Source organism: Phenylobacterium sp. (assembly GCF_025934275.1).
GTDB lineage: Bacteria > Pseudomonadota > Alphaproteobacteria > Caulobacterales > Caulobacteraceae > Phenylobacterium.
Genome location: NZ_JAICYI010000019.1, coordinates 17,516 through 41,192, shown reverse-complemented (window position 1 = coordinate 41,192; position 23,677 = coordinate 17,516). Strand labels below are relative to the sequence as shown.

General features: G+C 67.9%; 30 protein-coding genes and 3 tRNA genes. 5 read left to right on the top strand and 28 right to left on the bottom strand.

The annotated features are described in order from the left end of the window. Positions 1-209 precede the first annotated feature (209 nt). Positions 210-1,484 (top strand): DUF418 domain-containing protein, encoded by a 1,275-nt coding sequence (locus Q0W60_RS07030; RefSeq protein ID WP_297693963.1) that lies wholly within the window; start codon positions 210-212, stop codon positions 1,482-1,484. A 1-nt stretch (position 1,485) separates the two neighbouring features. Then, entirely contained in the window at positions 1,486-2,436 is a 951-nt protein-coding gene (locus tag Q0W60_RS07025; RefSeq protein WP_297693961.1) for a tetratricopeptide repeat protein, read from the top strand. Positions 2,437-2,450: 14 nt separating this feature from the next. Here the strand turns inward: Q0W60_RS07025 and Q0W60_RS07020 are convergent. From Q0W60_RS07020 to murA, 14 genes are all read right to left on the bottom strand, one after another. Continuing rightward, positions 2,451-2,527, bottom strand: a tRNA-His gene (locus Q0W60_RS07020). Between the two features lie 127 nt (positions 2,528-2,654). Continuing rightward, complete coding sequence (locus Q0W60_RS07015) at positions 2,655-3,362, bottom strand: energy transducer TonB (protein ID WP_297693959.1); 708 nt, start codon at positions 3,360-3,362, stop codon at positions 2,655-2,657. A 10-nt stretch (positions 3,363-3,372) separates the two neighbouring features. Next, positions 3,373-3,810, bottom strand: coding sequence for a biopolymer transporter ExbD (locus Q0W60_RS07010; protein WP_297693957.1), 438 nt, complete (start codon positions 3,808-3,810; stop codon positions 3,373-3,375). A gap of 5 nt (positions 3,811-3,815) precedes the next feature. Beyond that, positions 3,816-4,727, bottom strand: coding sequence for a MotA/TolQ/ExbB proton channel family protein (locus Q0W60_RS07005; protein ID WP_297693955.1), 912 nt, complete (start codon positions 4,725-4,727; stop codon positions 3,816-3,818). A gap of 607 nt (positions 4,728-5,334) precedes the next feature. Next, positions 5,335-5,410: transfer RNA gene (locus Q0W60_RS07000), tRNA-Phe, on the bottom strand. Positions 5,411-5,475: 65 nt separating this feature from the next. Next, the gene (gene yacG, locus Q0W60_RS06995) at positions 5,476-5,646 is read right to left on the bottom strand and encodes a DNA gyrase inhibitor YacG (protein WP_297693953.1); all 171 of its coding nucleotides are present in this window, start codon (positions 5,644-5,646) and stop codon (positions 5,476-5,478) included. Next, the gene (locus Q0W60_RS06990; RefSeq protein WP_297693951.1) at positions 5,643-6,683 is read right to left on the bottom strand and encodes a ribonuclease E/G; all 1,041 of its coding nucleotides are present in this window, start codon (positions 6,681-6,683) and stop codon (positions 5,643-5,645) included. The genes yacG and Q0W60_RS06990 overlap by 4 nt, the downstream gene beginning before the upstream one ends. Next, a complete protein-coding gene (locus tag Q0W60_RS06985; RefSeq protein ID WP_297693949.1) occupies positions 6,680-7,267 on the bottom strand; it encodes a nucleoside triphosphate pyrophosphatase in 588 nt (195 codons plus the stop codon). Before Q0W60_RS06985 ends, Q0W60_RS06990 begins: the two co-directional genes overlap by 4 nt. An 11-nt stretch (positions 7,268-7,278) precedes the next feature. Further along, positions 7,279-7,497 (bottom strand): translation initiation factor IF-1, encoded by a 219-nt coding sequence (infA, locus tag Q0W60_RS06980; RefSeq protein ID WP_297693947.1) that lies wholly within the window; start codon positions 7,495-7,497, stop codon positions 7,279-7,281. 72 nt (positions 7,498-7,569) lie between these two features. After that, the gene (locus Q0W60_RS06975) at positions 7,570-8,088 is read right to left on the bottom strand and encodes a low molecular weight phosphatase family protein (protein WP_297693945.1); all 519 of its coding nucleotides are present in this window, start codon (positions 8,086-8,088) and stop codon (positions 7,570-7,572) included. 6 nt (positions 8,089-8,094) lie between these two features. Beyond that, on the bottom strand, positions 8,095-8,574 hold the full coding sequence (locus Q0W60_RS06970; protein WP_297693943.1) for a UPF0262 family protein: 480 nt from the start codon (positions 8,572-8,574) through the stop codon (positions 8,095-8,097). 83 nt (positions 8,575-8,657) lie between these two features. Continuing rightward, positions 8,658-9,941 (bottom strand): histidinol dehydrogenase, encoded by a 1,284-nt coding sequence (gene hisD, locus Q0W60_RS06965; RefSeq protein WP_297693942.1) that lies wholly within the window; start codon positions 9,939-9,941, stop codon positions 8,658-8,660. Between the two features lie 45 nt (positions 9,942-9,986). Further along, on the bottom strand, positions 9,987-10,412 hold the full coding sequence (locus tag Q0W60_RS06960; protein WP_297693940.1) for a DUF2948 family protein: 426 nt from the start codon (positions 10,410-10,412) through the stop codon (positions 9,987-9,989). Beyond that, positions 10,412-11,701, bottom strand: a complete 1,290-nt coding sequence (gene murA / locus Q0W60_RS06955; protein WP_297693938.1) for a UDP-N-acetylglucosamine 1-carboxyvinyltransferase — start codon at positions 11,699-11,701, stop codon at positions 10,412-10,414. Before murA ends, Q0W60_RS06960 begins: the two co-directional genes overlap by 1 nt. A 351-nt stretch (positions 11,702-12,052) precedes the next feature. Between murA and Q0W60_RS06950 the strand changes: the two genes are divergently transcribed. Next, positions 12,053-12,127 (top strand) — tRNA-Thr (locus Q0W60_RS06950). Positions 12,128-12,459: 332 nt separating this feature from the next. On the opposite strand, the gene Q0W60_RS06945 is transcribed toward Q0W60_RS06950, so the two are convergent. The 7 genes from Q0W60_RS06945 to Q0W60_RS06915 are packed head-to-tail and all read right to left on the bottom strand — an operon-like array spanning position 12,460 to position 16,459. After that, positions 12,460-12,702: a hypothetical protein gene (locus tag Q0W60_RS06945; RefSeq protein ID WP_297693936.1), complete on the bottom strand. Its 243-nt coding sequence runs from the start codon at positions 12,700-12,702 to the stop codon at positions 12,460-12,462. Beyond that, positions 12,702-13,121: a hypothetical protein gene (locus tag Q0W60_RS06940; RefSeq protein ID WP_297693935.1), complete on the bottom strand. Its 420-nt coding sequence runs from the start codon at positions 13,119-13,121 to the stop codon at positions 12,702-12,704. Before Q0W60_RS06940 ends, Q0W60_RS06945 begins: the two co-directional genes overlap by 1 nt. A gap of 17 nt (positions 13,122-13,138) precedes the next feature. Then, positions 13,139-13,309 (bottom strand): hypothetical protein, encoded by a 171-nt coding sequence (locus tag Q0W60_RS06935; RefSeq protein ID WP_297693933.1) that lies wholly within the window; start codon positions 13,307-13,309, stop codon positions 13,139-13,141. Further along, positions 13,310-13,609, bottom strand: coding sequence for a hypothetical protein (locus Q0W60_RS06930; RefSeq protein ID WP_297693931.1), 300 nt, complete (start codon positions 13,607-13,609; stop codon positions 13,310-13,312). Between the two features lie 13 nt (positions 13,610-13,622). Then, on the bottom strand, positions 13,623-14,561 hold the full coding sequence (locus tag Q0W60_RS06925; protein ID WP_297693929.1) for a hypothetical protein: 939 nt from the start codon (positions 14,559-14,561) through the stop codon (positions 13,623-13,625). Next, the gene (locus tag Q0W60_RS06920) at positions 14,562-14,930 is read right to left on the bottom strand and encodes a hypothetical protein (protein ID WP_297693927.1); all 369 of its coding nucleotides are present in this window, start codon (positions 14,928-14,930) and stop codon (positions 14,562-14,564) included. Continuing rightward, a complete protein-coding gene (locus tag Q0W60_RS06915; protein ID WP_297693925.1) occupies positions 14,927-16,459 on the bottom strand; it encodes a hypothetical protein in 1,533 nt (510 codons plus the stop codon). The genes Q0W60_RS06920 and Q0W60_RS06915 overlap by 4 nt, the downstream gene beginning before the upstream one ends. A 113-nt stretch (positions 16,460-16,572) precedes the next feature. Here Q0W60_RS06915 and Q0W60_RS06910 point away from each other — a divergent pair, with 113 nt between their 5' ends. After that, positions 16,573-17,256, top strand: a complete 684-nt coding sequence (locus Q0W60_RS06910) for a hypothetical protein (RefSeq protein WP_297693924.1) — start codon at positions 16,573-16,575, stop codon at positions 17,254-17,256. Further along, positions 17,253-18,062, top strand: coding sequence for an FkbM family methyltransferase (locus tag Q0W60_RS06905; RefSeq protein WP_297693922.1), 810 nt, complete (start codon positions 17,253-17,255; stop codon positions 18,060-18,062). Before Q0W60_RS06910 ends, Q0W60_RS06905 begins: the two co-directional genes overlap by 4 nt. A gap of 49 nt (positions 18,063-18,111) precedes the next feature. On the opposite strand, the gene Q0W60_RS06900 is transcribed toward Q0W60_RS06905, so the two are convergent. From Q0W60_RS06900 to Q0W60_RS06870, 7 genes are all read right to left on the bottom strand, one after another. Beyond that, entirely contained in the window at positions 18,112-18,813 is a 702-nt protein-coding gene (locus Q0W60_RS06900) for a hypothetical protein (protein ID WP_297693920.1), read from the bottom strand. Further along, positions 18,813-19,223, bottom strand: a complete 411-nt coding sequence (locus tag Q0W60_RS06895; RefSeq protein ID WP_297693918.1) for a hypothetical protein — start codon at positions 19,221-19,223, stop codon at positions 18,813-18,815. The genes Q0W60_RS06900 and Q0W60_RS06895 overlap by 1 nt, the downstream gene beginning before the upstream one ends. Positions 19,224-19,234: 11 nt before the next feature. After that, positions 19,235-19,954, bottom strand: coding sequence for a hypothetical protein (locus Q0W60_RS06890; protein ID WP_297693916.1), 720 nt, complete (start codon positions 19,952-19,954; stop codon positions 19,235-19,237). Next, complete coding sequence (locus tag Q0W60_RS06885; protein ID WP_297693915.1) at positions 19,954-20,202, bottom strand: hypothetical protein; 249 nt, start codon at positions 20,200-20,202, stop codon at positions 19,954-19,956. The genes Q0W60_RS06890 and Q0W60_RS06885 overlap by 1 nt, the downstream gene beginning before the upstream one ends. Further along, positions 20,202-20,843: a hypothetical protein gene (locus Q0W60_RS06880; protein ID WP_297693913.1), complete on the bottom strand. Its 642-nt coding sequence runs from the start codon at positions 20,841-20,843 to the stop codon at positions 20,202-20,204. The genes Q0W60_RS06885 and Q0W60_RS06880 overlap by 1 nt, the downstream gene beginning before the upstream one ends. 124 nt (positions 20,844-20,967) lie before the next feature. Beyond that, on the bottom strand, positions 20,968-22,146 hold the full coding sequence (locus Q0W60_RS06875; RefSeq protein WP_297693911.1) for a P22 phage major capsid protein family protein: 1,179 nt from the start codon (positions 22,144-22,146) through the stop codon (positions 20,968-20,970). Between the two features lie 598 nt (positions 22,147-22,744). Beyond that, positions 22,745-23,578: a hypothetical protein gene (locus tag Q0W60_RS06870; RefSeq protein ID WP_297693909.1), complete on the bottom strand. Its 834-nt coding sequence runs from the start codon at positions 23,576-23,578 to the stop codon at positions 22,745-22,747. Positions 23,579-23,677 lie beyond the last annotated feature (99 nt).

The following is a 23,677-nucleotide window of genomic DNA, read 5'->3' as shown; positions in this document are numbered from 1 at the left end:
CTTGTCGATGGGCGGAATGCTGAACGCGAGGAAGATTTTTCTAACAGATATGAAGCTGCGGCAGAGACGAGGGCGCAAGGCGCTGATTTGACGCGGGCCCGCGGAGCGGCCGAACGACATCGTAGACCACTGTTCGGACCAGCCGGCGATTGACACCGGGCCAGGTCAGACCATCGTCGGCGGCGGGATGAGAACGGGAGGGCTCGACCATGACGGCCGCCACCTCGGCTGAGGAACGCTATCTGTCGATTGACGCGGTGCGCGGGTTCGCGGTGCTGGGCATCCTGCTGATGAACATCGTGGGGATGGGACTCCCGGCGTTCGCTTACATCGATCCCACCTATGCCGGCCTGTCCGGCCCGGCGGATATCTGGACGTGGGCGGTCAACAACGTCCTGACCGACGGCAAGATGCGGGCGCTGTTCACCATGCTGTTCGGCGCCTCGACCGTGCTGATCGCCGAGCGCGCCGAGGGCGCGCAGTTCGGTCCGATCCAGACCCACTACCGCCGCATGGCCTGGCTGTTCGTCTTCGGCATGCTGCACGCCTACTTTCTGTGGTGGGGCGACATCCTCACCTGTTACGCGATCGCCGGGCTGTTCATCTTCCCGTTCCGCAAGATCGACGTCCGGGTGCAGTTCGGGGTGGGTATCGTCATCCTGGCGGGTTATCTCGCCTACAATCTCTATGGTGCGGCGCAACTGGAGGCGCTGCACGCTGCGGCGACGGCGCCCGGGGCCACGGCGGCGGTGATCAAGACCTGGCAGGAGGCCTCGCTCACCGTCGCTCCGCCCAGGTCGCTCGGCCTGCAGCAGATAAGCCAGTTCGGCGGCGGCTTCCTGGACGCGCTGCGCGCCCGGACGCAGATGTCGCTGATCATGCAGCTCGGGCTGATGCCGACCGACGAGATCCCCGAGGCGATCGGCCAGATGTTCATCGGCATGGCGCTGTTCAGGACCGGGTTCTTCACGCTCCGGTGGTCGAACCGGGCCTATGGCATGATGATCGCCGTCGGCTACCTGCTGGCGGCCCCCGCGATGGCCTGGATGGCGTGGATGATCTGGAAGGCCGGGTTCGAGCCGCTCGCCCTGCATCGCTGGGAGGTCTGGCAGCAGATCGGGCGTCCGCTGATCGGCCTCGCCCACGCCAGCGTGCTTCTGCTGATCGTCCGCGCGGGCGCGGCCCAGGCCATGGTCAACCGTCTGGCAGCGGCTGGGCGCATGGCGTTCTCGAACTACCTGATGACCTCGATCATCACGACCGTGGTGTTCTGCGGCTTCGGCTTTGGCCTGTACGGGAAGCTGAGCCGGTTCGAGCTGCTGTATGTGGTCGCCGGTGTCTGGGGATTCATCGTGGTCTGGAGCCTGCCCTGGCTGGCCCGCTTCCACTATGGCCCGTTCGAGTGGGCCTGGCGTTCGCTGGTTCGCTGGCGGCCGCAGCCGTTCGTGAAGAGCGGCGCGGAGCCCGCAGCTGCCGCGGCCTGATGTGAGCGGCGCGGCCCCGGGCGACGACCTACGCGCCTCCGCCGCCGAGCGAATACGCCAGGGGCGGCTCACCGAGGCCGAGGCGATGCTGCGTGAGGCGCTTCGGCTCGATCCGGCCAATCCCCGCATCCAGGTTCTGCTCGGCGAGGCGCTGCTGGGCCAGGGTCGCTACGAGGACGCCTGGCCGCTCATGGAGGCGCGCCTGGACGCGCCGGAACTCGGCTCGCCGCGGCCACCGCTCGCTGAGCCGGAGTGGCGGGGCGAGCCGCTCGCCGGCAAGCGCCTGTTGATCATCGGGGAGCAGGGGGCGGGCGATCAGATCATGTACGCCCGGTTCGCGCCCATTGTCCAGGCGCAGGGCGCGGCGGTGACGCTGCTCTGCCTGCCAAGCCTGGCGCGGCTGTTCGCCCGCTCGCTCGGCGTCGACGTCGCGGCCATGGCCGGGCGGGTGGAGCTGCCGGATCCGGACTGCTGGACGCTCACCTCCTCATTGCCGGCGCGCCTCGGCGTGGGCCTCGCGGGCCTGCCGTACGCCGCCTACCTGAATGCCTCGGCCCGCCCGCTTGGACGGAAAATCGGCGTCGTGACCCACGGCAACCCGCGGCACTGGAACGACGCCCGCCGTTCGCTGCCACCTGCGCAGACAGCGCGGTTGCTGGCTCGCCGCGATGTCCTGGATCTCTCGCCCGAAGCGACCGGCGCCAGGGACTTCCTGGACACCGCCGAGATCGTCGCCGGGTTGGACCTGGTGATCTCAGTCGACACAGCAGTGGCGCACCTGGCCGGAGCGATGGGAAAGCCGGTCTGGATTCTGCTGCCGGGCTACGGTGTCGACTGGCGCTGGCTCCAAGGGCGTCGCGACACGCCCTGGTATCCGAGCGCTCGGTTGTGGCGGCAGACTGAGGGCGACTGGAACGCCGTCCTGGAGAGGATCGAGGCCGAACTCGCCTGAGCCGCGCCTTGCGATGGTACCGCCTCCCCGGATCGAACGGGGGACCTCCAGAGCCACAATCTGGCGCTCTAACCAACTGAGCTAAGGCGGCGCACTCGCGAGCGCCCGGTTCTAGTCGCGGGCCGCCGTGCGATCAAGCGCGCCGCCGCGACCCCTGCAGGCACAAAAAAAGCCCCGGAGGCGAACCTCCGGGGCGCACTTTGATCCGTCGACAGGCGTCAGCCCTTCGGAAGACGGAAGATGATCGGGATGGTGATCGAGCCGCCCGAGACGGGCTGACCATCCCTGGTCATCGGCCTCATTTTGAACAGCCGGCTCATCCGCATGGCGGCGTCGCCGAAGCCCGCATCGGAGGGTTCCTCGTTGCTGACGGAGCAGCCGGTGAGCGTGCCTTGCGCCGTGACGCTGCAGCTCAAAGACGCGCGGCCCTCGATGCTCAGCCGCTGGGCGCGCTCCGGATAATACCTGGCCATGTCCTCGCCAGAAGGCTTCCGCAGCCAGTCCGGTTGCGTGATCACCGACGGACGCGGCGGCTCAGGCGGCGGCGGGGCCGGCGGCTTGGGCTCCTCGATGTGGTGCTCGACCGGGGGCACCGGCAGCGGCGGGATGGTTGGCGTGTTCGGCACGGCGACCGGCGGACGCGGCTGAATCTTCGGCGGCGGCGGCGGCGGCGTGTTCGGCGGCGGCGGCGGCGGAGGCGGCGGCGGAGGCGGCGGCGCCGGCTTCACAATCGACACGTCCGTGACGTCTTCCGAGTAGTCCTTGAAGTTGGGTTGGAACTTGCTCTTCCACAGGTAGATCGCCAGGGCCCCATGGACCACGACGGCGACGACCAGGGCGATCATCAGCCCCTTGCTGCGCTTCGGCCGCGGGGCGTCGAACGGGTTGTGCCCGGGATGGGCGATGTCGCGGGGTGTATCAGTCATGCGTCGTCGCCTACTTGCGCTTGTCTTCGCCGACGAGCGCCACGCTGTAGAACTGATTGTCCTGCAGCATGTTCATGACACCCATGAAGTCACCGTAGAGCACATCCTTGTCGGCGCGGATGAAGATCCGCTCCTTCGTGGGATTGCGCCGGTCTCCAAGGTGCGCACGCAGGTCGTCCCCGAGTGACGCCAGGTCGGTGGGCTTGTCCATGATGAACAGCCGCCCATTGGCCTGGATGGAAATGTAGACCGGCTTCGGAGGATTGGTGGACGGCTTGGCGACGGCCGGCGGAAGATCCACCTTCACCGTCACGGCCGCCAGCGGCGCAGCCACCATGAAGATGATCAGCAGGACCAGCATCACGTCCACGAATGGCGTGACGTTGATGTCGCTGTTCATGTCCTCCTGGTAACGCCCACCCCCAGAGCCTGAGAGTTTGGCTGCCATCTGGCCTAGGCTCCTCTGTCGAGCTGCCGCGAGATGGCGTTCATCAGCTCAGCCACAAAACCTTCCGTCCGCGCGCCGTAGGCGGAGATCCGGGTCTGGAAGATGTTGTAGAAGATAACCGACGGCACGGCGGCGAAGAGGCCGAGGCCGGTGGCCAGCAGGGCCTCGGCGATGCCGGGCGCCACGACGGCCAGGTTGGTCGTGTTGGTGTTCGCGATGCCGATGAACGAGTCCATGATCCCGTAGACGGTGCCGAACAGGCCGATGAACGGGCCGTTGGAGCCGACCGTCGCCAGGAACTGCATGCCGCTGGAAAGCCTGCGGGTCAGGGACGCCTGAACCGCGCCCACGGCGGCCTGGGCACGGCCGATCGTGGTTTCGCGGTGTTCGCCGGCCACTTTCAATCCGGCCTGACGAGACAACTCGACTTCCGCGGCGGCCGCGGCGGCCATGTCGGCCATCGGGTTGCCCTCGAACTCCTCCGATTGAGCGATGCGGCCCATGTCGGGGATCGATTTGGCGCCGCGGAACGCCTCGAGGAAGTTGTCCGACGTACGGTTCAGCGAGCGGAATTCGATCGCCTTGGTGATCATCAGCGTCCAAGAGCCGATCGAGGCGAGCGCAAGGCCCACCATCACCACCTTCACCAGCAGCGTGGCGTCGATGAACATCGTGCCGACGTTGATCTTGCCGCCGTGCTTCATCTGCGGCGGCAGCCCGGCGTCGGGCGCCGTCCCGCCTGGGGCGGGCGCGGTTGCGTTGGCGTCAGCCGGGGCTCCGGCGGGCGCTGCAGCGGTCGAGTTGGCGGCCGCGGGAGCGGCCGGTGGGGCGTTCTGGGCGAACGCCGGCGCGCTCACCGCCAGCGCGATCGCGCCGATGAGAGCGATGAAGGGAGTCTTGAGTTTGTTGTCGAGCATCTGTCGCCAGTTCCTGGTTGGTCTAGCACGATTGGCCGGAGGGTCGTCGCGCGAGAGCGTCTCCACCCTAGTTGAAACATGCCTGCCGGCCGGACCCGATTTCCTCCGAGCCCGAACAGCAGAACCGCTGTCGCTGCGCCCGACCCGTAACGCGTACTCCCAACGAGATGGAAGGTTGGCGTTTCGAAGGTGCGGGCGACTTCGCCTTCCCGAATGGGAATTTGAAGTCTTACCGCATTGTTAGACGTGCGGCCCGGGTCCTTTGGCAACCCCTTACTAAGGCGTCAAGGGGGCACAACACGCTTCATCCAGAGCAAAACACTTGGATGGCCCGCCATTGTTGCAACGCAGCATCGAAAGCCCAGGGCGCGGCGCCATTTTTCCACCGTTGCGAGTATTGACGATGCTGCGGCGCAGCATTTCGCGGAACCTGGGATTCGATATCGGGCCGCCCTATGAAGGGGTGGCCAGGCGGTCCTTGCTGACGTGCTGAAGCCGCGGGCGGGTGGCCGGCAGCCTCCTCGCCGCATACACCCGCCCTGAGCGGCGCGTCCGAGCGTCAATAGTTACGGCGCAGCTCGCAGGGCCTTTTTCCGGGCTCGGGAGATGGTGCCTGGGGGCGGATTCGAACCACCGACACGCGGATTTTCAGTCCGCTGCTCTACCAACTGAGCTACCCAGGCGGGGGCCGCCGACGCGGGAGCCGCGTCTATAAAAGAGGCCTCCCTCGAAGTCCAGAACGCGGCGATCATCCCTCATCCTCGACTTCGTCGGGGCCCTCCTGGTCCTCGACTGAGGGTATGGCGTAACCTCCGCTGAGCCACCGTTGCAGATCCACATCCGCGCAGCGCTTCGAGCAGAATGGCCTGTAGGCTTCCTGCATGGGCTTGCCGCAGATCGGGCAGCTCGGCGCGCTCATGTCGCGCCGATCTCCGGCTGATCGCGAGGCCGAGCAGGATCGCCCAGGATTGCAAATCGCGCCCCGATTTTCCCGACCAGCGCGTTGGCCAGGGGCTTGGCCGCCGAGGCGATCTCCGGAGCGCACCGCGCAATGAGCCGCGCGCCGGGTTGGGCGCGGGCTTCGTCCTCGAGACGACGGATCAATCGATGCGCCAGCGTCTTGCAGCTCAGCGCTCCAGCTTCGTCGCTAAGCAGCTCAGCGAGCGGCCGGACCCGCCGTGGGACAATCAGCTCTATGGTCCCGAACCGCCCGACCGGCCCGACAACGACCCCTGGATTGTCTGGAGCGAAGGCCGCACGGGCCGCAGTGATGATCGCGCCGGCGTCGTGCCCCCGCCCCACCAGATCGATCACCACTAGGCCCCCAAGCGCCTTCAATCGCAGCAATCGGGCGAGCCGTGGCAAAGCCCCGAGATTTGTCTGGCGCGTCACCCGTTTGGTCTCGGCGCCCTTGCGCGCGCCCACATCGATGTCGACCGCCACGAGGGCGCGCGTCGGCTCAATGGAGACCATGCCGCCCCCGGGCAGCGGATGCGTCACGGCGAGCACCAGGGCCTCAGCCTCGTCGGCCATCTCGCGCGCCGCGCGACCCTCGATCAACGCGCCATCGGGAATCAGGGACTCGAGCTGACCGACCGGATCAGGCGGCGCAGTCAAGAGGCGCGCCGGCCCCGCCGCGACCGCACGCATTCGCGCAACGGCGAGTTTTCCCCGCCGCGGTTCGGTCCGCACTTCGATGTCCAGGAATTGACCGACACGTGGCCGCGCGTCTGGTTTGAACGGCAGCACCGCTTCGGCCCCGCTCCCGAGATCCAGGAACGCCGTCGAGATCGCCGGCTCGACGGACGCGACCCTTGCGACCAATCGGGCGCCCAGCGCCAGGCGCAGGTCGTCGTCGTCGCGGCGGATAAGCAGCCGTTCCGGCTGTCCGTCGGCCGTGAGCACCGCCCGGAGCTCGCCGGGGCTGCGGTCCACATAGAGCGACCTTTGGATCACGGCCCGCGATATCCCAGGCCAGTCAGGAGGTTCTGCGTCTCATGGAGCGCCAGGCCCACAACGCCCGAATAGGACCCCCGAAGATAGCTCACGAACACGCCGGCCCGTCCCTGGATGGCGTAACCGCCCGCCTTGCCGAGCCACTCACCGGTTCCCAGGTAGCTCTCGACCTCTTCGTCGGAGAGCCGCTTGAACCAGACCCGAGTCCTGACCAGGCGTCGGGCGCAACGACCGTCGGGCGCGGCGACGCATATCCCCGTCAAGACCTGATGCGCGCGGCCGGATAGCAGTTCGAGACAGCGACGTCCCTGGCCGAGCGTCTCCGCCTTGGGCAGCACGCGGCGGCCGAGCGCCACCACAGTATCCGCGCCGAGCACGAAGGCGTCGGCGTGGCGCTGCGCGACTTGCTCGGCTTTGGCCGTCGCGAGGCGAAGCGCCAACTCTGGCGGCGGTTCGTGTTCCAGGGGGAGTTCTTCGAGATCGGCGGCGTCGACCGCGTCGGGTTCAATGCCGATCTGGCGCAGGAGCTCGATGCGCCGCGGGCTCGCGGAGGCAAGCACCAGGCGCTGAGCGATCGGCGACACGATCCGTCGCTCTATCGGACTCGGAAGGTGATCCGGCCCTTGGTGAGATCATAGGGTGTCATCTCAACAAGCACCTTGTCGCCGGCTGACACGCGAATCCGGTTCTTGCGCATCTTCCCGGCGGTGTGGGCGATGATCTCGTGATCGTTCTCCAGCTTCACGCGAAATGTTGCGTTCGGCAGGACCTCGGTGACCGTACCTGGAAATTCCAGCAGTTCTTCTTTCGCCATGCAGACTCCCGGCCGAGCGAAAACGACGGTTCGCGCCTTTACGTCAGGCCGCGAGCCGTGAACAGCTTGAAATCATATCTCACCCTGCTGCTTGAGGTCGACGGGCCCGCGGAGCGCCTGTCCGAAGCGAGCTCCGATCCGCCTCGCGAGTGCGTCCCGCACCTGTCTGTACGCGGCGAGGCGGGCCTCTCGGGCGCCTTCGATCAGCGTAGGGTCGAGAGTCGGCCAATATTCGATGTGGGTTGCGCGACCGCGCGAGAGCTCCACCGCCCGGTGCTGCGCCTCGGGAGTCAGAGAGATCACCAGGTCAAAGGACTCGTCCTCCAGTTCGTCGAATGTCTTCGCTCGGTGACCTGAAAGATCAAAGCCGACCTCGGTCATCACCGCAGCCGCAAACGGATCGAGGGCGTCGCTCGTGCGCTCTGCGTTTTCGCCGCGGCTCACCTCACGTCGAAGGCCACAGCTATCCACGTAGATGCGATCGCCGGCCAACCGCTTGAGCAGCGCCTCGGCCATGGGCGATCGCACGCGATTGTGGTTGCAGGCGAAAAGGACGGTGCCCGGAAGCCTCGATTCGATGTCGGCGGGCATCCGAAATCAGCCTCGCCAATGCAGCGCGCAGATCAGTGTGAACAGGCGTCGCGAGGTGTCCAGATCGGTGTCGATTTTGCCGGTGAGCCGGGTGCGAAGCAGCTCCGAAGCTTCGTTGTGAAGGGCGCGCCGGCCCATGTCCAAGGCTTCGATCTGCGCCGGCGTCGAATTTCGGATCGCCTCGTAATAACTTTCGCACACCATGAAGTAGTCTTTGATGATTCCGCGAAACGGCGAGAGTGAGAGGATGTGCCGGCGTTCGTAGCCAGGTCCGCGGATATCCAGAAGCAGCCGGTTCTCCACCAATCCCATCTTTAGCTCGTAAGGACCCCGTTCGCCGCCTTCCGGTTTGAAATAGTTCTCCTCCAGCAGGTCGAAGATTGCGATCTGCCGCTCCTGTTCCTGGTCGCGCGAGACCGCCGCGAGCGACTCCTCGTCGAGCTCGACTTTCTCGAGGCGATGCTGCTTGCGGTCGTCGTCGGCCATGGCGCCTGGTCGGAAGGTCCCGGCGAGCTTTATGGCATTCTGACCCTCCGCGTCATCCTGCCGGCGCCTGTGCCGGCGAGGCGTCAGCTCTGTCCGAGACGAATGGCCGCCGAGCGCGCGTGCGCGGGCAACCCCTCGGCGTCGGCCAGCGCGATAGTCGCGGGCGCAAGGGCTTCGAAGGCCGCAGCACCGCACTTCACGATGGACGTGCGCTTCAGGAAGTCATGGAGGGAGAGACCTGACGAGAACCGCGCCGCCCGGCTGGTCGGCAACACATGGTTCGATCCCGCGACGTAGTCGCCGATCGCCTCAGGCGCATGCCGGCCGAGGAAGATGGCTCCGGCGTGTCGCACCCGATCGGCCAACTGCTCCGGATGGTCGATCGCGAACTCCGCGTGCTCGGGGGCGATGAGGTCTATCAGCGCCGGCGCTTCCTCGAGCGGGGCGATCACGATTGCCCCGTGTGCGCGCCACGATTGCGCCGCGACTTCGCGAGTGAGCAAGCTCGACAGCTGCTTAGCGACGGCCGCTTCGACGCGCCCTGCGAATGCTTCGTCGTCGGTGATCAGGATCGCCTGGGCAGCCGGGTCGTGCTCCGCCTGCGACAGCAGGTCGGCTGCAATCCACTGCGGATCGTTCCTGCCGTCCGCCACGACAACGATTTCGGAGGGCCCCGCCAGAGCGTCGATGCCGACGGCGCCGTAGACGCGCTGCTTGGCGGCGGTGACGTACGCGTTTCCCGGGCCCACGATCTTGTCCACGCGCTCGATCGGACCGGCGCCGTACGCAAGAGCGGCGATCGACTGCGCGCCGCCCACCCGCCAGATTTCAGTCACTCCGGCGATTCGCGCGGCGGCGAGCACCGCAACCTGCAGGCGCCCTGGCGGGGTGACCATGGCGATCCGCGGCACGCCCGCCGTCGCGGCCGGCACGGCGTTCATCAGCACCGTGGAGGGATAGGCGGCGCGTCCGCCAGGCACATAGATCCCGACGGAGTCCAACGACGTCCAACGCCAGCCAAGCTCTACGCCAAGCTCATCCGTGAATCGGTCGTCCGCCGGTCGTTGGCGCTCGTGATAATGTCGGATCCGGCTGGCCGCGAAAGTGATGGCGTCGCGCACGCTCTGCGGACACGCCTCGAATCCTGCCTCGATCTCCGCCTCCGAGACCTTCAGGCCGGCCTCCTCCAGTTCGACCTTGTCGAACTCGGAGGTGAACCGCAGCACGGCGGGAAGGCCTTCCGCGCGCACGGCTTCGATGACGCGCCGCGCGACGGCGTCCACGTCAGCCGGCGTTTCGCGTCGCTCCTCGACGAAGGAGGCGAAAGAGACTTTGAAATTCGGCTCGGAGAAGCGGAAGCGGCGCATGGCGCGCCTGTTTAGCCGTAGCCCGGGGCGCGCGCCATGCTGCGCCTAGACATCGTGGGTGGGCGCGTGCTTGGCGGACCAGGGCTTTGAGACGTCCGCCATGACCGCGTCAATGCATTCGACGGTGACGCGCAGGTCTGCGCCTCCGGCGAAGCTGAACGTGATTGCGCCGCCAGGCGGCTCGGCGGGCTCGAAACTGACCGCCAGCAGCTCCAGGATGGCATCGGGCGCGCCGCGCTTCACTTTGCGGGCCTGCACGTTCAGGACACCTGCGACCTGCAAGCCGGCCCGCACGCGCTCTCCGCTTCCGGCTTCCCATCGATAGCGGTTCAGGGCGAGCGTCAGCCGTCGGGACGCCGGCTCGAAGGCGATGTCGCCGATCCGCAGGACGGCATCCTGCACTGCGGCGGAGATGACCGCGAGGTCATCGACATCTTGGGCCAGCAGTCGAAGCGGCTTGGGATCAGCCACTAGTCGTCCTCCTCGCCGTCGCCCTTGATCCGCCGGATCTGAGCGCCACAGCCGCCGAGCTTCTCCTCAAGCCGCTCGAACCCCCGATCCAGGTGATAAACGCGGTTCACCATCGTTTCGCCGCGAGCCGCCAGCCCGGCGATCACCAGGCTCACCGAAGCCCGTAGATCAGTCGCCATGACCTGCGCTCCCTCGAGGGAGCGCACCCCGCGAACCCGGGCCTCGCCGCCGGAGACCGAGATGTCCGCCCCGAGCCGTCCCAACTCCGGCGCATGCATGAATCTGTTTTCGAAGATCGTCTCCCGGATGACGCTCTCCCCCTCCGCGAGCGTCATCAGCGCCATGAACTGCGCCTGAAGATCCGTGGCGAACCCGGGATAGGGCGCCGTATCGATCTCGACCGCGTTCAACCGCGCTCCGTTGCGCCTCACGGTCAGGCCATCATTGTGCGCGGTGACCTCGACGCCGGCCTCCTCCATCTTGTCTAGAAGGCTCTGAATGAAGTCGCCGCGGGTGCGTGTGAGTCGCACTTCGCCTCCGGCCATCGCCGCGGCCAGGGCATAGGTCCCGGTCTCGATGCGGTCCGGCATCACCGCGTGCGTCGTCCCGGAGAGCCGCGCGACGCCCTGGATGTGGATCGTCGAGGTGCCCGCGCCGGAGATCTTCGCGCCCATCTTGTTCAGGCACTCCGCGAGGTCGACCATCTCCGGCTCGTGAGCGGCATTGGCGATAACGGTCTCGCCTTCGGCCAGCACGGCGGCGAGCATCGCGTGCTCGGTGGCCCCCACCGAGATGAACGGGAACTCGATGCGCCCGCCCTTCAGCCCGCGCGGGGCCTGGGCGTAGACATAGCCCTCGTGCAGGTCAATTCGTCCGCCAAGCACTTCCAGCGCCTGCAGGTGAAGGTCCACCGGCCGCGCGCCGATCGTGCACCCCCCAGGCAGAGACACCTTGGCCTGTCCCGTGCGCGCAAGCAGCGGTCCAAGGACGTTGAACGAGGCCCGCATCTGGCGCACCAGGTCGTAAGGCGCAATCGCGCTTACGATCTCGCGTGTGCGCAGCAGTGTTTCGGGACCCCCCGCCCCTTCTGCCTCGGCCACCTCGGTCCCGAGCCGCTCCAGCAGTTTGCCGAGAAAGCGGGTGTCCGCCAGGCGCGGCATGTTGGTGAGCCGCAATGTCTCGTCGGTGAGCAGGCTCGCCGCCATCAGTTTGATGGCCGAATTCTTGGCGCCGCTGATCGGGATCTCGCCCTCCAGGCGAGCCCCGCCGGTGATGGCGATGCGATCCAATCTGTCGTCTTTCGAAGCGCCGCGGCGAGGTGCGGCCAGTCAGCCCAGGTCGTTTTCTAGCCTGCGACCCCTAGCGCCGCAAAGTGCGGTTCATCGCGGCTCTTCATCGGGTTCCGCGGCCCGCGGTCGCGGTCGCTCCGATTTCGCCTCGCCGATCTTTCTGAGCCGCAGGTTGGCGCGAAGCGCAGCGGCGAGCTTCGCCTCTCTGTCCTGCGGAGGCTGGGGCCTGGTCTTTCGCGGCGAAGTCATGAGCTAGGGGGTGCGGCTCGGCGTGGGGTGCGTCAACCCCGCCGCGCGGATTCGGGCTTCACGCGGACGTGCGCGTTGGCTATAGCCCGCCCCTCGCCTTTGGCCGCCGTAGCTCAGTGGTAGAGCGCATCCTTGGTAAGGCTGAGGTCGACAGTTCGATCCTGTCCGGCGGCACCATTCCCTTTCCCTGGGCTCAGGAAGCGCCGCGTGCCGACGGCGCGGGTCACAGCGCCGCCTGCGGCCGCTCGGGGAGCAGCTTGGAGATCGCCTCGGCGGTCGCTCGCTCGATCAGCCATTCCGAGTTCGGCCTCGAGCTCGGCGATGCGCGCCTCGAGCCGCCGGCTGGCCGCGGCGCCGGCTGTCACTTCCCGACGCCGCACAGTGCGTCGCGGGCCGCGTCGTAGGCTTTCACCTGGCGGATCGTCTCGGCGGTGTCGTGTAGCCGCGAGAACGAGATCCGGGCGAACGCTGAGCAGGCCGACGCCCTGGGCGCCGGTGCGCTCGCAGGTTCAGTCGCGGCTGTCGGGGTCCGGTGCGCGCAGGCTGCAAGGATCACGAGCGGCGCGATCATCGCTGGCGCGAGCCGCCTGGACGGCTTTCTCGACCTCGGCATTGGTCTGTTTCTCCACGTTGAGCGAGACGGTCGCTTGGCCGACCGTCTGGGCTTCGGCGGCCTCGGCCGACTGGGGCGGCGTCCGATTGAACAGCCGCCCGATCAGCCAGGTGAGGATGCGTGCGATGAAGCCGCCCATCAGGCAGCCTGCGGCGCAGCCCGCTGCACGGCGGGCGGCGCCACGATCTCGATGTGCCGCTTGTCGAGGAACGCCTTGAAGCCGTTGATCAGGCTCACCAGCGCGGCGTGCTCGGCGACCGAGAGCGGGCCTGCGGTCGGGATGCCGGCGGCCGACATGACGTTGGCCAGCATGGTCGCCTGCGTATCCGAGCTGGCGTTGATGATCGGTCCGAGCGCGCTCTCGCCGGCTCCGACCAGCGTCGAGGCGCCGGCCGCCAGGCTGTCGCGGGCGACATAAAGGAACGGCTGCACGGCGGGCGCGGCCGTGGCGATGCGATGGTCGATGATCGCCAGCTCGCCGGCCTTGAAGCCGTTGAAGTCGGTCTTGCCGGAGAGCAGGTCTTCCAGCACGTGGACGGCTTGCGAGAGGTCGGACATGGCAGTTTCCCTAAGGCTCAGGACTGGGGGGATTTGGCGTCGCCGTTGCGGTAGGCGACGAGGCCCGCCGCGCCGATCCCGGCGCAGAACTCCGATGGCAGGCGAAGCAGGTAGCCGGTGCCCGCCAGCAACACGAGCAGCAGCGGGAACACCTTGTCGGAGATCAGCTTGTAGGTTTGCTCGGACATCTAGAAACCCCCGCGGCTTCGGGGCGTGACGGGCTGGGTGATCCCCGCTTTGGCGAGAACGGCGGCGGGGATTTCCACACGCCTGACGCGCGCCTGCTCGCCCGACCAGAGCTGGGCGAGCGCCCACGCCAGCAGCGACAGGCAGATGGCCCAGAAGCGGCTCTTCAGGCCCTCGACCGCCCGCAGGGTGTGCGCCGCCGAGACGCGAATCTCCGCCAGCCGCTCTTCGCAGCGCGCTTCATGATCGGTCAGCCGTTGTTCGACCGCCGCGAGGCGTTCTGCTGGGATCCGAGCTGTCACCCTCGTTCTCACGTTAAGACGGCTTGTTGTATGTGGCCTCAGCGCCCAGCGAGATATTGGTTCCATGTGCGGAGGCGTTGGTGGTGCTCGAGCCCGTTTGGGTTCCCGACTGGGTCTGGCCCGTGAACAGCTGGATCGGCAGTCCGCTCAGCATCGCCACGATCTGCTGCGTGCTGGTCACCGGCGCCTGCAGCTGTTGCTGCTGGATATTCCTGAGGTCGTCGCCGGCCTGCAGCTGGGTCCCGATGTTGGCCCTCTGGTTGGCGTCATATGCTGCGGAGAGATCGCCCAGCTGCCGGGCGGCCGCGAGCGAGCGGTCCATCTGCTGGCCGTAGAGCTGCGCGTTCAGGTCCTTCGCGCCCTGCGCCCGCTGTGCGTCCTGCTGGGCCGCGCCTAGGGCCTGGGTGAAGCCCTGCGCGCGCAATCCCGCCAGCGCGGATTCACGGGCGCGAGCGAGCTCGCCTTCGGTCATCGACTGGGTCAGCGCCGCGCCCGAGCCGCCGAACGCGCCGGAGCCCGCCAGATCCAGTGCCTGCTGCGCCCGCACGTGGCCTTCATTAGCCGCGAGGTCCGCATCGGCGGCGTCGACAACGTCGCTCTGATACGGGTCCATGTACGCTTGGATGTAAGGCGAGGCCTGCACCGCGCCGGTGCGCGGCGCGTTGGCGTTCATGATGTAGCCGGTTTCGCCGACCGCTGCGTTGAAGTTGGACGGCGAGCCGTTCAGGTAGCCGCCTTCGGACGAGGCCAGTTGCTGCAGATCGTTGCTCGGGGCGATGAAGCCATATGGGTTCGCCTGGCTCAGCTGCCCGACCTTGCCGGCCACGTTCTGCGTCAGGGACGACGCCCAATCCGGCACGATCGGCATGCTGGTGTTGTTGAAGCTGCTCGTGGAGTTGGTGTTCGAGGTCTGACTCGACTTGGAGGCAGACCCTCCGATCTTCAGGCTCATCTACAGGTCCTTTGCGATCACACGCGCCAACGGCGCAAATCCGTGGGGTTTCATCGCCCGCTCCCATCCCGCGCGGCCGATCACGAGGAGCCGCCGGCAACCCCGCGTCCGGCCCCACGCTTCCACGCGGGGCAGCATCCGCTCGAGGAGCTCCTCGAGATCGCCGCCGGCCAGCCAGACCAGAAGGCGCCGCTCGCACGGATCGTCCTCGATCACGGTCACGACGGCGCTCGCTGGCGAGGCCCAGAGCTGGGCCCGACCCGCCGCAACCATGGCCTTGACGTCCTCGAGCGAGTGCGTGCGCCCGGCATGCGCCAGCGCATGGTCCAATCTGGGCGCGCTGCCGGCCCAGGTCTCCTCGAAGCTCATTGCAGCCCCGCCGGCGCGACATCGAACATCGGTTCGCCGATGCGTCCGGCCGTGGGCGCGCTCGTCCCGGCGAACCTCACCCGGAAGAGGCGGCCGCTCAGCAGCAGATCCATCTTGGGGTCTCCCGCCGCCATCGGCGGCGCCGTGAAGATCCGTTCCTCCCCCTGCGGCTGCCAACGCGAGGTGATCGTGACGCTGACCGGACCCACCTGCTCTTTGAAGTCGGGCCAAAGCCCCCGCACCAGCAGCCCGCGTTCCGGATCAAGGTAGCTGTCGCCGCTTTCGATGAACCAGGCGAACGGCGCGCCATCCGCCGAGTGGCCCTTCTCATGGAAATAGACCGATCCGTCGTAGGTCACGCCCACCGGATAGGCGGAGGGTCCGGCATCCACGAAGGCGGTGCGGGCCATGATGCCGCGGTGCCAGGCGCCGGCGTCGGGACCGTTCAGCGCGACGGCCACGAAACGGCTGTTCTCATAGCCGTCGCGGCTGTCGGGATAGTCGAAGCGCACTTCGCCGAACTCGGCGTTGGAGGAGACGACGACCTTGTCGCCCTGGCTTGCGGCGAGATTTTCCGCGAACGCCTCTCGGATGGGGCAGACGAGGGGCTCCGGCTGGCCGCCCACGGCGTAGCTGTAGAACTGCCGGTCCGGGCTCGCCCAATAGGCTGTCTGCCCAACAACCACAGCCGCATTGGGTCCGACCAGGCCGCAGTTGCGTCCCACCCGATCGAAGCGCCAGGGCTCGTTCAACGAACCGACGAACGAGCCGAGGAACAGGGCGTCGCTGGTCCACACCAGCATGTAGGGTCCGGCCATGCGGCCCGCGACGATGCGGCCGCCGCCGGTCAGCACGTATTCGCGGGCGGTCGAGCCGGAGGCGCTGGTGCTCCACTCCGTGTTGTTCCGGATCGACGAGTGCCGGATGCAGAGCGGATTGAAGACCCCCGAGATCTCCTCGTTGCAGCCGAGCGCAAACGCCTGATATCCGCCGTTCAGCGGCGCAACGAGCATGTAGGTCACGTTCGCGGGCGCGTTCGCCAGCGCCGCGGCCTTGACCGAGGTGTCGTTCGTCCAGGCGAAGATCGTCTGGTTGCGTGGGCAGGCCAGGAGGTTCTGCCCCCACGCCCCGAACGACCACGTCAGGGGGAAGTAATCCCCCGTCGATGGGAGTCCGTAACCCCCAACGCCGAACGCGCCGGTGCCGTAGCCCGCGCTGCCGGCGCCGTCGATCGCGCCCGGCTCGAAGCCCGCGGCCGGCGTCAGATCGAACAGCGCACCGCCCTGCCACAGCTGAAGGTTCGAATGTGTGCCGAAGGCGATGTTCAGAACCGCGGCGTTGTCGGTCCACGGAAACGCGGCGCGGCAAACGCCCGTCAGCGTCGTGGCGGTGAGCGCCTCCCAGCCGCCGATCACCTGCGGCCGGCCGAGCCGGAAGCGCACATTGGATGCGTCCGCCCAGCGACCGGAGCCGGCGAAGCTGGTGTCGTCGTCGTTCAGCCCCGGCGGCAGATCGAGGGGAATTCTCATCGGTCGTCCATTATTGTTGTGTTGGCTGAGGAGCGGGTTGTCCGCTTGGCGGCCGGCCCCCGGGCGGATAGACGAGCGATCGAGAGCCACGATCCCGCCCTCCGGAGCCCCGCGTGTCGAAGCCCCGCCTCCACCTGGCGACCCCGTGCTACGGCGGCTCGGCGCACGTGCTCTATCTGCGTTCGCTGCTTGCCCTGCGCGCCGCTTGCGCGGCCGGAGAGATCCCGCTCGAGATCGACCTTGCAGGAGGCGAGGCGCTGATCGGCCGCGCCCGTGCGGCCATGATGGCGAAGTTCCTGGCGGGCCAGGCCAGCCACCTGCTGTTCGTCGACGCCGACGTCGGCTTCGAGCCGCAGGCCGCCTTTCGGCTGCTCGGTTCGGCGCGCGACGTCGTGGGCGGGGTCTACCCGCGCAAGGTCAGCGAAGCCGGTTTCGAAGTGGGCGCGCCGCTTGGGCCGGCGACACCGGACGGCTTTCAGCCGGTGAGCTTCGTCGGCGGTGGTTTTTTACTGGTCAGCCGGGCGGCCGCCGAGCGCATGAGCGCCGCATACCCCCGGCTCCAGGCGAGCCTTGGCGACCTGCGCGGGGCCGCCGTTCGCGAAGCGGCCATGGTGTTCGACTCCTTCATCGAGCCGGAAACCGGGTTCTACCTGGCCGACCACCAGGCCTTCTGCCGTCGCTGGCGCGATCTCGGCGGCGAGGTCTGGGCCGACCTGCAGGTCCCGCTCGTCCACGTGGGCGACGTCGAGTACGCCGGCCCACGCCTGCAGCCCTCGAACGCGGACTCGGCTGCGTGAGCGAGCCCGACGCCAAGACCTACGAAACCCGCCACGGTCCGATGCTGGCGCTGCGCGGCGACCGGTACATCACACGCTCGTTGGATCTCTACGGCGAGTTCAGCGGCCAGGAAGGCCGCCTGTTCGAGCAGATCATCAAACCCGGCATGTGCATCGTCGAGGTCGGCTCGAACATCGGCGCGCACACGGTGCCCATGGCGCGGCTGTGCGCTCCCGGCCCGCTCTACGCCTTCGAGCCGCAGCAGCGCGTATTTCAGATCCTGTGCGCCAACTTGGCGCTTAACGACGTGCGCAACGTCCTGGCCTTTCCCGACGCCGTCGGCGCCGAGCCGGGCCACGTCCTGGTGCCTGCCATGGACTATGGCGCCCCGGGAAATTTCGGAGGCGTCAGCGTGCTGCCGGAAGGGTCGGACGCGCGCGGCGTCAAGACCCGCGTCGTTACGCTCGACAGCCTGGGGCTTCCGACCTGCCATCTGATCAAGGTCGACGTCGAAGGTTTCGAGAGCGAAGTGCTCCGCGGCGCTCACGATACGATCGGCCGCTGCCGACCCCTTCTCTACGTCGAGAACGACCGCGCGGCGCGCCAGCAGGAGCTGATCTCGCTGATCGACGAACTGGCCTACCATCAGTACTGGCACACCCCGCCGCTCTTCGACCCGGCGAATCCCAAGGCCGCCGCTGAGAACGCCTTCCCGGGCGTTGTCTCAGTGAACCTCTTCTGCATCCCGAAGGGGACCGACTCCGGGGTCGCCGGCGCCGAGCCGCTCGATCCCACCAATTGGGTATGCCCGGTGAAGGTGAGCTGAGACGGATTTCGCGAGACCTCATTCACGGATTCAAACTCAAGGTCGGCCGCTAGAAATTCTGTGTGAAGTAGATTGCTAGGTATCCCACTCCGCCGTTTCCGCCGGTCGTGGTGCCGGCACCTCCGCCTGCGCCGTTGCCGCCATTCGAGCCAGCGCCGGCGTTATTGCCTGCTCCGCCGTTGCCCGCGGCGCTCGTGAAATGGTTCCCGATGCCTCCATTTGATCCCGGCATCGAGTAATCCACAAAACCGCCCGCCCCGCCGCCGCCCTGTTGCGAGCCGGCGATCGAGCCGGCGCTGCCACCATCCGTTCCGGCCGAAGCGGAGTCGCCACCGGGGTGATTGATGTCGAAACCGAGCGCCTGGCCACCGGCGCCAGCAGCCGCGCCGCCTTTGGCTATGTAGGTACAGCCGTCGATGATCACAGTCGTGTCGCCGCCGTCCGCACCTGCCGCTCCGCCGCTGCTGACCGAGTAGGTAATCGTGGAGAGTTTGGAGATTGGCACTGCCACATATCCGGCGGCACCACCGCCTCCGCCTTTGATACCGGGTGGCCCGCCGCCAGCTCCGGCCCCGGTCGCGAAGACATGTGCGATCCCGGTTATGTCCGGCTGGAAGGATCCCGATCCGGCCGCAACGTGGAACCAGAACCCCGCAAAGCCTGTCCGCACGAGCCCGGTTCGCGTCGCGATGCGGCGCTGGGCAAGGCCGACGCGGCTCGCGATCGCCTTCGCGGCTATGGACTTGCCCATCAGAGGTCCTCGTACTGCGCGTCGAAGGAGATTCCGCCGGCCAGGGCCACGCCGGCCCCGACCCACAGCGTGTCCGTGGGCCCCAGGCGCAGCGGCGCGGTCTCGGAATAGCCGAAGTCCGTCGCCGGCGCGGCCGTGGTCTGGGCCATGGTGTAGGCGGCCATCAGCGCCGAGCCGATCAGGTACATGGTCGTCCCGTTGTCCGGCGAGCGGTAGAGCTGCAGCTGCGTGGCGGTCACCGTCGCGCGCGGGACCGCCCTCAATCCATAGAGGGCCGCCCCGTTCGGCCCGGGCGTCACGATCTTCACCGCGTTGGTGCTGTCGCCGTAGGTCGTCTTGGCGGCCGTGGTGACGGCGTTGGCCGTCTTCACCGCCTGCGGTGTGATGATGTTGTTCGGCGTCACGGCCATGTCTTGGTCTCCTAAAGAGCGATCGCGGCGGCGATCGCAAAGGCGTTGCGCTGGGCGGTGTAGGCGCCGATGTCCGCAAGGTCGGCGGTGGAGGGCGCACGCCAGTTCTGGTTGACGCCGTCCGTGCTCAGGAACTTGCCCGCATTGCCGGCCTGGTCGGGACTCACGGTCGACCAGCCGGCGCTCACGCCGTCGGTGGTGAGGAACTTGCCGGCGTTGCCGGTCTGGCCGGGGAGCACGCCGGCGTTGGCGGTGAAGGCGAGGTTGTCCGCATAGGCCTTCGTCGCGGCGTCCTGCGGCGCGACCGGATCGGCCAGACTGGTCAGACGCTGGGCGGCGAAGTCGGTGGGCTGCACGCGCCACACCCCCGCCCCGTCGCAGATCAGGGCCACCTTTTCGCCGGCCAGGATGGTGGCGGCGGCTCCGGCCCCGGTGGTCACGTTGAGCGCGCCCGAGCAGGCGTTCCAGACGACGTAGTGCTTGCTGACCGAGGGGATGGTCACGGTGAACGCGCCCGCCCCGGTGAACTTCACCATCGCCGCGCGCGCCTCGTCGTCGGCGGCGTTGGCGACGGAGAGCGCCGTATCGGCCGTCAGCACCTTGGTGAGCCAGCCGGCGGCGGCGTAGTCCGCGTGCTGCAGCACGGCGTTCAGCTTGTCGCCCCAAAGGTTGACGTTCTCGCCCGTGAACTGCAGCTCGAAGCGCAGCGATGAGGACCAGGAGGAAGGCATCAGACGATCACGGCTCCCGTGTCTTGGCGGATCCAATGGACGCCGTCGGAATGGGCGAGGATGTCGAGGTCGCTCACCAGCACGACGCAGTTGGGATAGCTGGCCGCCGGCGGCAGCCCGGTTTGGGCGACGGCGAACACCGGCTTCGGCTCGGCCGGAGCTCGCAGGTCGATGATCGCGTCGCAGATGGACTTCAGCAGCGGCCTGAGCGCCTCGGGCGTCCCCGGCCCGATGGGCGGCAGGCTCATCAGACCCCTCGCACGATGTCGAAGGTCAGCCGCGGATGCGGCGTTTCGGTCCGCAGCGCCTTGGGCGCACGGCTTCGCGCATCCTTCGCGTTCAGGTCCGCGATCGCCTGCTCGAGCTTGCTCTCATAGGCCTGCGCCAGCTCCGCATCGCGCAGGAACGGCGCGGCCTCGCAGAGCGTGGCGAACAGGTAGGCGTCCGGCGCGTCGGCCAGCAGCGCGTTCGTGGGCGTGGCGTCAGACAGCTGGAACTTCGCAAGCATCCGCAGGGTGAAGCCATAGGCCTGGTCGCAGACCCGCTCGAAGACCAGGTTCGCAGCATCGATGCTCCAGACGGCCGGCTCGCCGCGCAGGCTGACCAGGGCCAGAAGACTGGGCTCCACGAAACGCAGCGCGCAACGCGCGCCGTCGGGGCGCACGATCCACAGCGCCAGCGGCTCGGCGAAGCCGGCCGGCAGGGCGATGCTCCGCGATCCGATGGTTGCGCTGAGCGCCTGCTCCACCTCGGCTCGCCGGGCGCGAAGCGCGCGGTTCAGCCGCGCTTCGGCCAGCGTGATGAATTCCGGGATGCGGGCGGTCAGATCCGCGCGCACCAGCCAGTTGGCCGCAGCCGCCTGCAGCTCGGCGTAGGTCGTGATCGCCATGGAGCGTCCGTCGCTTGAATTGCAAAGAGAGGCCCGGGCGGCCCAGCTGGAGTGGATGAGCCGCCCGGGCGGCTAGCGCGGCTCCGATGCTCGGGGAGCCTTATGGGCGCATTCCGCGCCGGCGCTAGTTGTTGGCCAGGCGGCACGCCAGCTGCGGCCGAAGCGTCTTGTACCCGTAGAGCACGTCCAGGCGGCACGGGAACTTGTCGTTGTTGATGTCGTACTGGCGCACGATGCGCATCGAAACGCCGTCGAACACCTCACGCGCGGCGAAGTCGACGCCGCGGGGCATCACCATATCGGCCGTGGCGAACGCGAAGGCGCCCTTCTGGTAGGCCATGGAGATCCCATACGGAATGCTCGCCGCGCCGGCGAAGTTCACCGCCGCCCCGTTGGCCGGTGAGGCCGAGACGTTCTGTAGCGGCCCGGTGGTGACGATCGCCGGCGAGATCGCCAGGTTGCCTGCGCCGCCCGCGTAGTCCGCGGTCAGCACGAACTGCTGCAGGACGCTGGTCGCGGCCTTGGTCTCCGGATGCACCCGGAAAACGCCGGGGATCGAGAAGACGTCGCCCTTGACCGCGGCTCCCGTCCCGGTGGAGACCGCAAGCGAGGCGCCCGTCTGGCCGGCGCCCGCCACGATGTAGCCGGCGCCCGCCGCGCCCCGCGGATGCGCCGGCCACAGCGTGTTCTCCATGAAGTCGAAGCCCGCGGTTCGGCCCATGTAGCCTTCGCGGTTCTGCTTGGAGATCGTCGACTGGTCGTTGAACAGGCCCTTCAACGCATCCACCAGGTCGACGTTGTCCTGGGTGTTCAGGTTGCAGGTCCGGCCGGCCAGCGGCGCAAGATTGTCGACCAGGATCTTGCGGCCCTGCAGCACCTTGTTGAAGGTCGCCGCCTGGGCCTGGTTGTTCACCTGGTTCCAGACGTCCTTGTACATGGTCATGGCGTCCGCCTCGATGTTGGCGGCCAGCACGCTCATGGCGGGATCCAGGATCCGGTCGGAGAAATCGTCGAGGGCCATGGTCAGGTCCACGGAGGTGAAGTTCAGGTCGACGCCCTTCTGGGTCTGCACCTTGAGGTCCACCGAGGTCTCAGTGGTGTCCTGCGCCGCCAGCGTCGGGCCGGTGCGGACCGTGAATTGGTTCGGCAGGCGCACCTTCAGGGTGTCACCGATCTTCGCGCCCTGCCGGGCGAAACTGTCGTCGTAGTCGCGCGTGATCGAGCCCACGAAATTGAGCTTCTGGTGCAGCACGCGCAACGCCTCGCGCGTCACCGCGGTCGGCGTCAGGATGGCGTTGGCCATTCTCTGTCCTTTCGAAAGGTTGGGATGAAGCCGCGCGAGCTCTCCCGAGGCACGAGGGGCGCCCCGCGCATGTTCGGGCGCGCCGGCGCTTGCGTCCGGCGGCGGCTGGTCAGGTCGGTCGAAGCCCCCCTGGTCCTCGGCCTCATTGGCGGCCACGCCGCTCGGGCCCGAGAGGGTCGGCTCTTGGTGTTCGCGTCCGGCTCCGGTGGTGTCTCAGTTTGAAATTTGCCGGCGTTGACAAGCGTGGCGCCGACGCAACGGCGGACGTATCATCCGGCCATGCCCGCCACTCTTGAACTTGCCCGCCTACGCAAGATGCTTGCGGCGCTGGATGCTAGAGAAATGCAAGTCCGAGAGAACGGCGTCGATGTCACTGAACGCGAAGCGGCTCTGCTTCGGATCGAGCTTACCTATCTCGAAACCGTACTCGCTCGTTTTCGTGGCGGAGGCTCAAGTCTCTAAAGGCCCTCGCGGAGAGAAGCGTCCCGCCGACGCCATCGTCCGCGCCATCATGGTCGCCAAGATCGCGACGAGAGAGATCGAGGATAATCCGACCGCTCCCGACGGGCGGGTGTTGTGGATGGGTAGCTGAAGCGTATCACCGGCCCTTGCGCAGCTGCTCGTTTCGGCGGCGCATCCAGTCCTTGGTCGAAAGCTCGTCGCGCACGCCGCCGCTCGAGACCGCTGCGCCCGCGACCGACACCGCCGGCCGCACGGCGGGGGACTTCGCCGCCGTCTCGACGCCGCCGCCGCCGCCCGCCTCCGCGCGATAGGCCTTGTGCAGCACCTTCCAGATCCGCGGGTCCGAAGCGGCCGCCAGCTCTTCGTGGGTCACGCCTTGGCTGAGCGCATAGTCGCTGAGCTTGGCCGCGAGCTCCGGCGACCAGCCGGGGATCTCGCGCGCCAGCGTCCGGCCGGTCTCGGCCATCGCCTGGGCGGCCTCTTGGGCCTCCCTCAGCCTGCGCCCATGCTCGTGCTGGGCGACAGCCTGGGCGAGCCGCCCGCGCGCCTCGACCAGCGCCTGGAACCGGCCGTGCAGCGCCTGGGCGCCCTGCGGGTCGGTCCTCGCATAGGCCTGCCAGTCGACACCCTGGAAGCTCGCCAGTTCGTGATCGATCGCCGCCAGCTGGAGCCGATCGTGCGTGGCCTCGGCCGCCGCGCGGCCCTGCTCAGCCACGGCCGCCCGCTCCGCCTCCAGCGCCCGCCGCTGCTCGGCCAGCTCCTGGGTCTTCTTCGTGTAATCGGCGTGCCTGAGGAACGCGCCCTTCAGCGCCGTCGGCACCTCGTAAGTCTGGCCCTCGTGCTCCACCTCGCAGGTCTCGCAGCCGTCGTCCTGGTCCGGCTCCCGCGCATCCGCCCGGGCCTCCCGTTCGAGATCGTCCGCGCGCGCGAGGTCGCCCTCGCCCGCCTTGATGGCGTCGTCGTCTTTCATGCTGTCCTCGCGTGATGCGCCGCACCCGGCGCGGGTTGCTCAGCGGTCCTTCGGCCGACCGCGCTTCGTCATGTCAGTGAGCGGAAGGGGCGGCCTCGG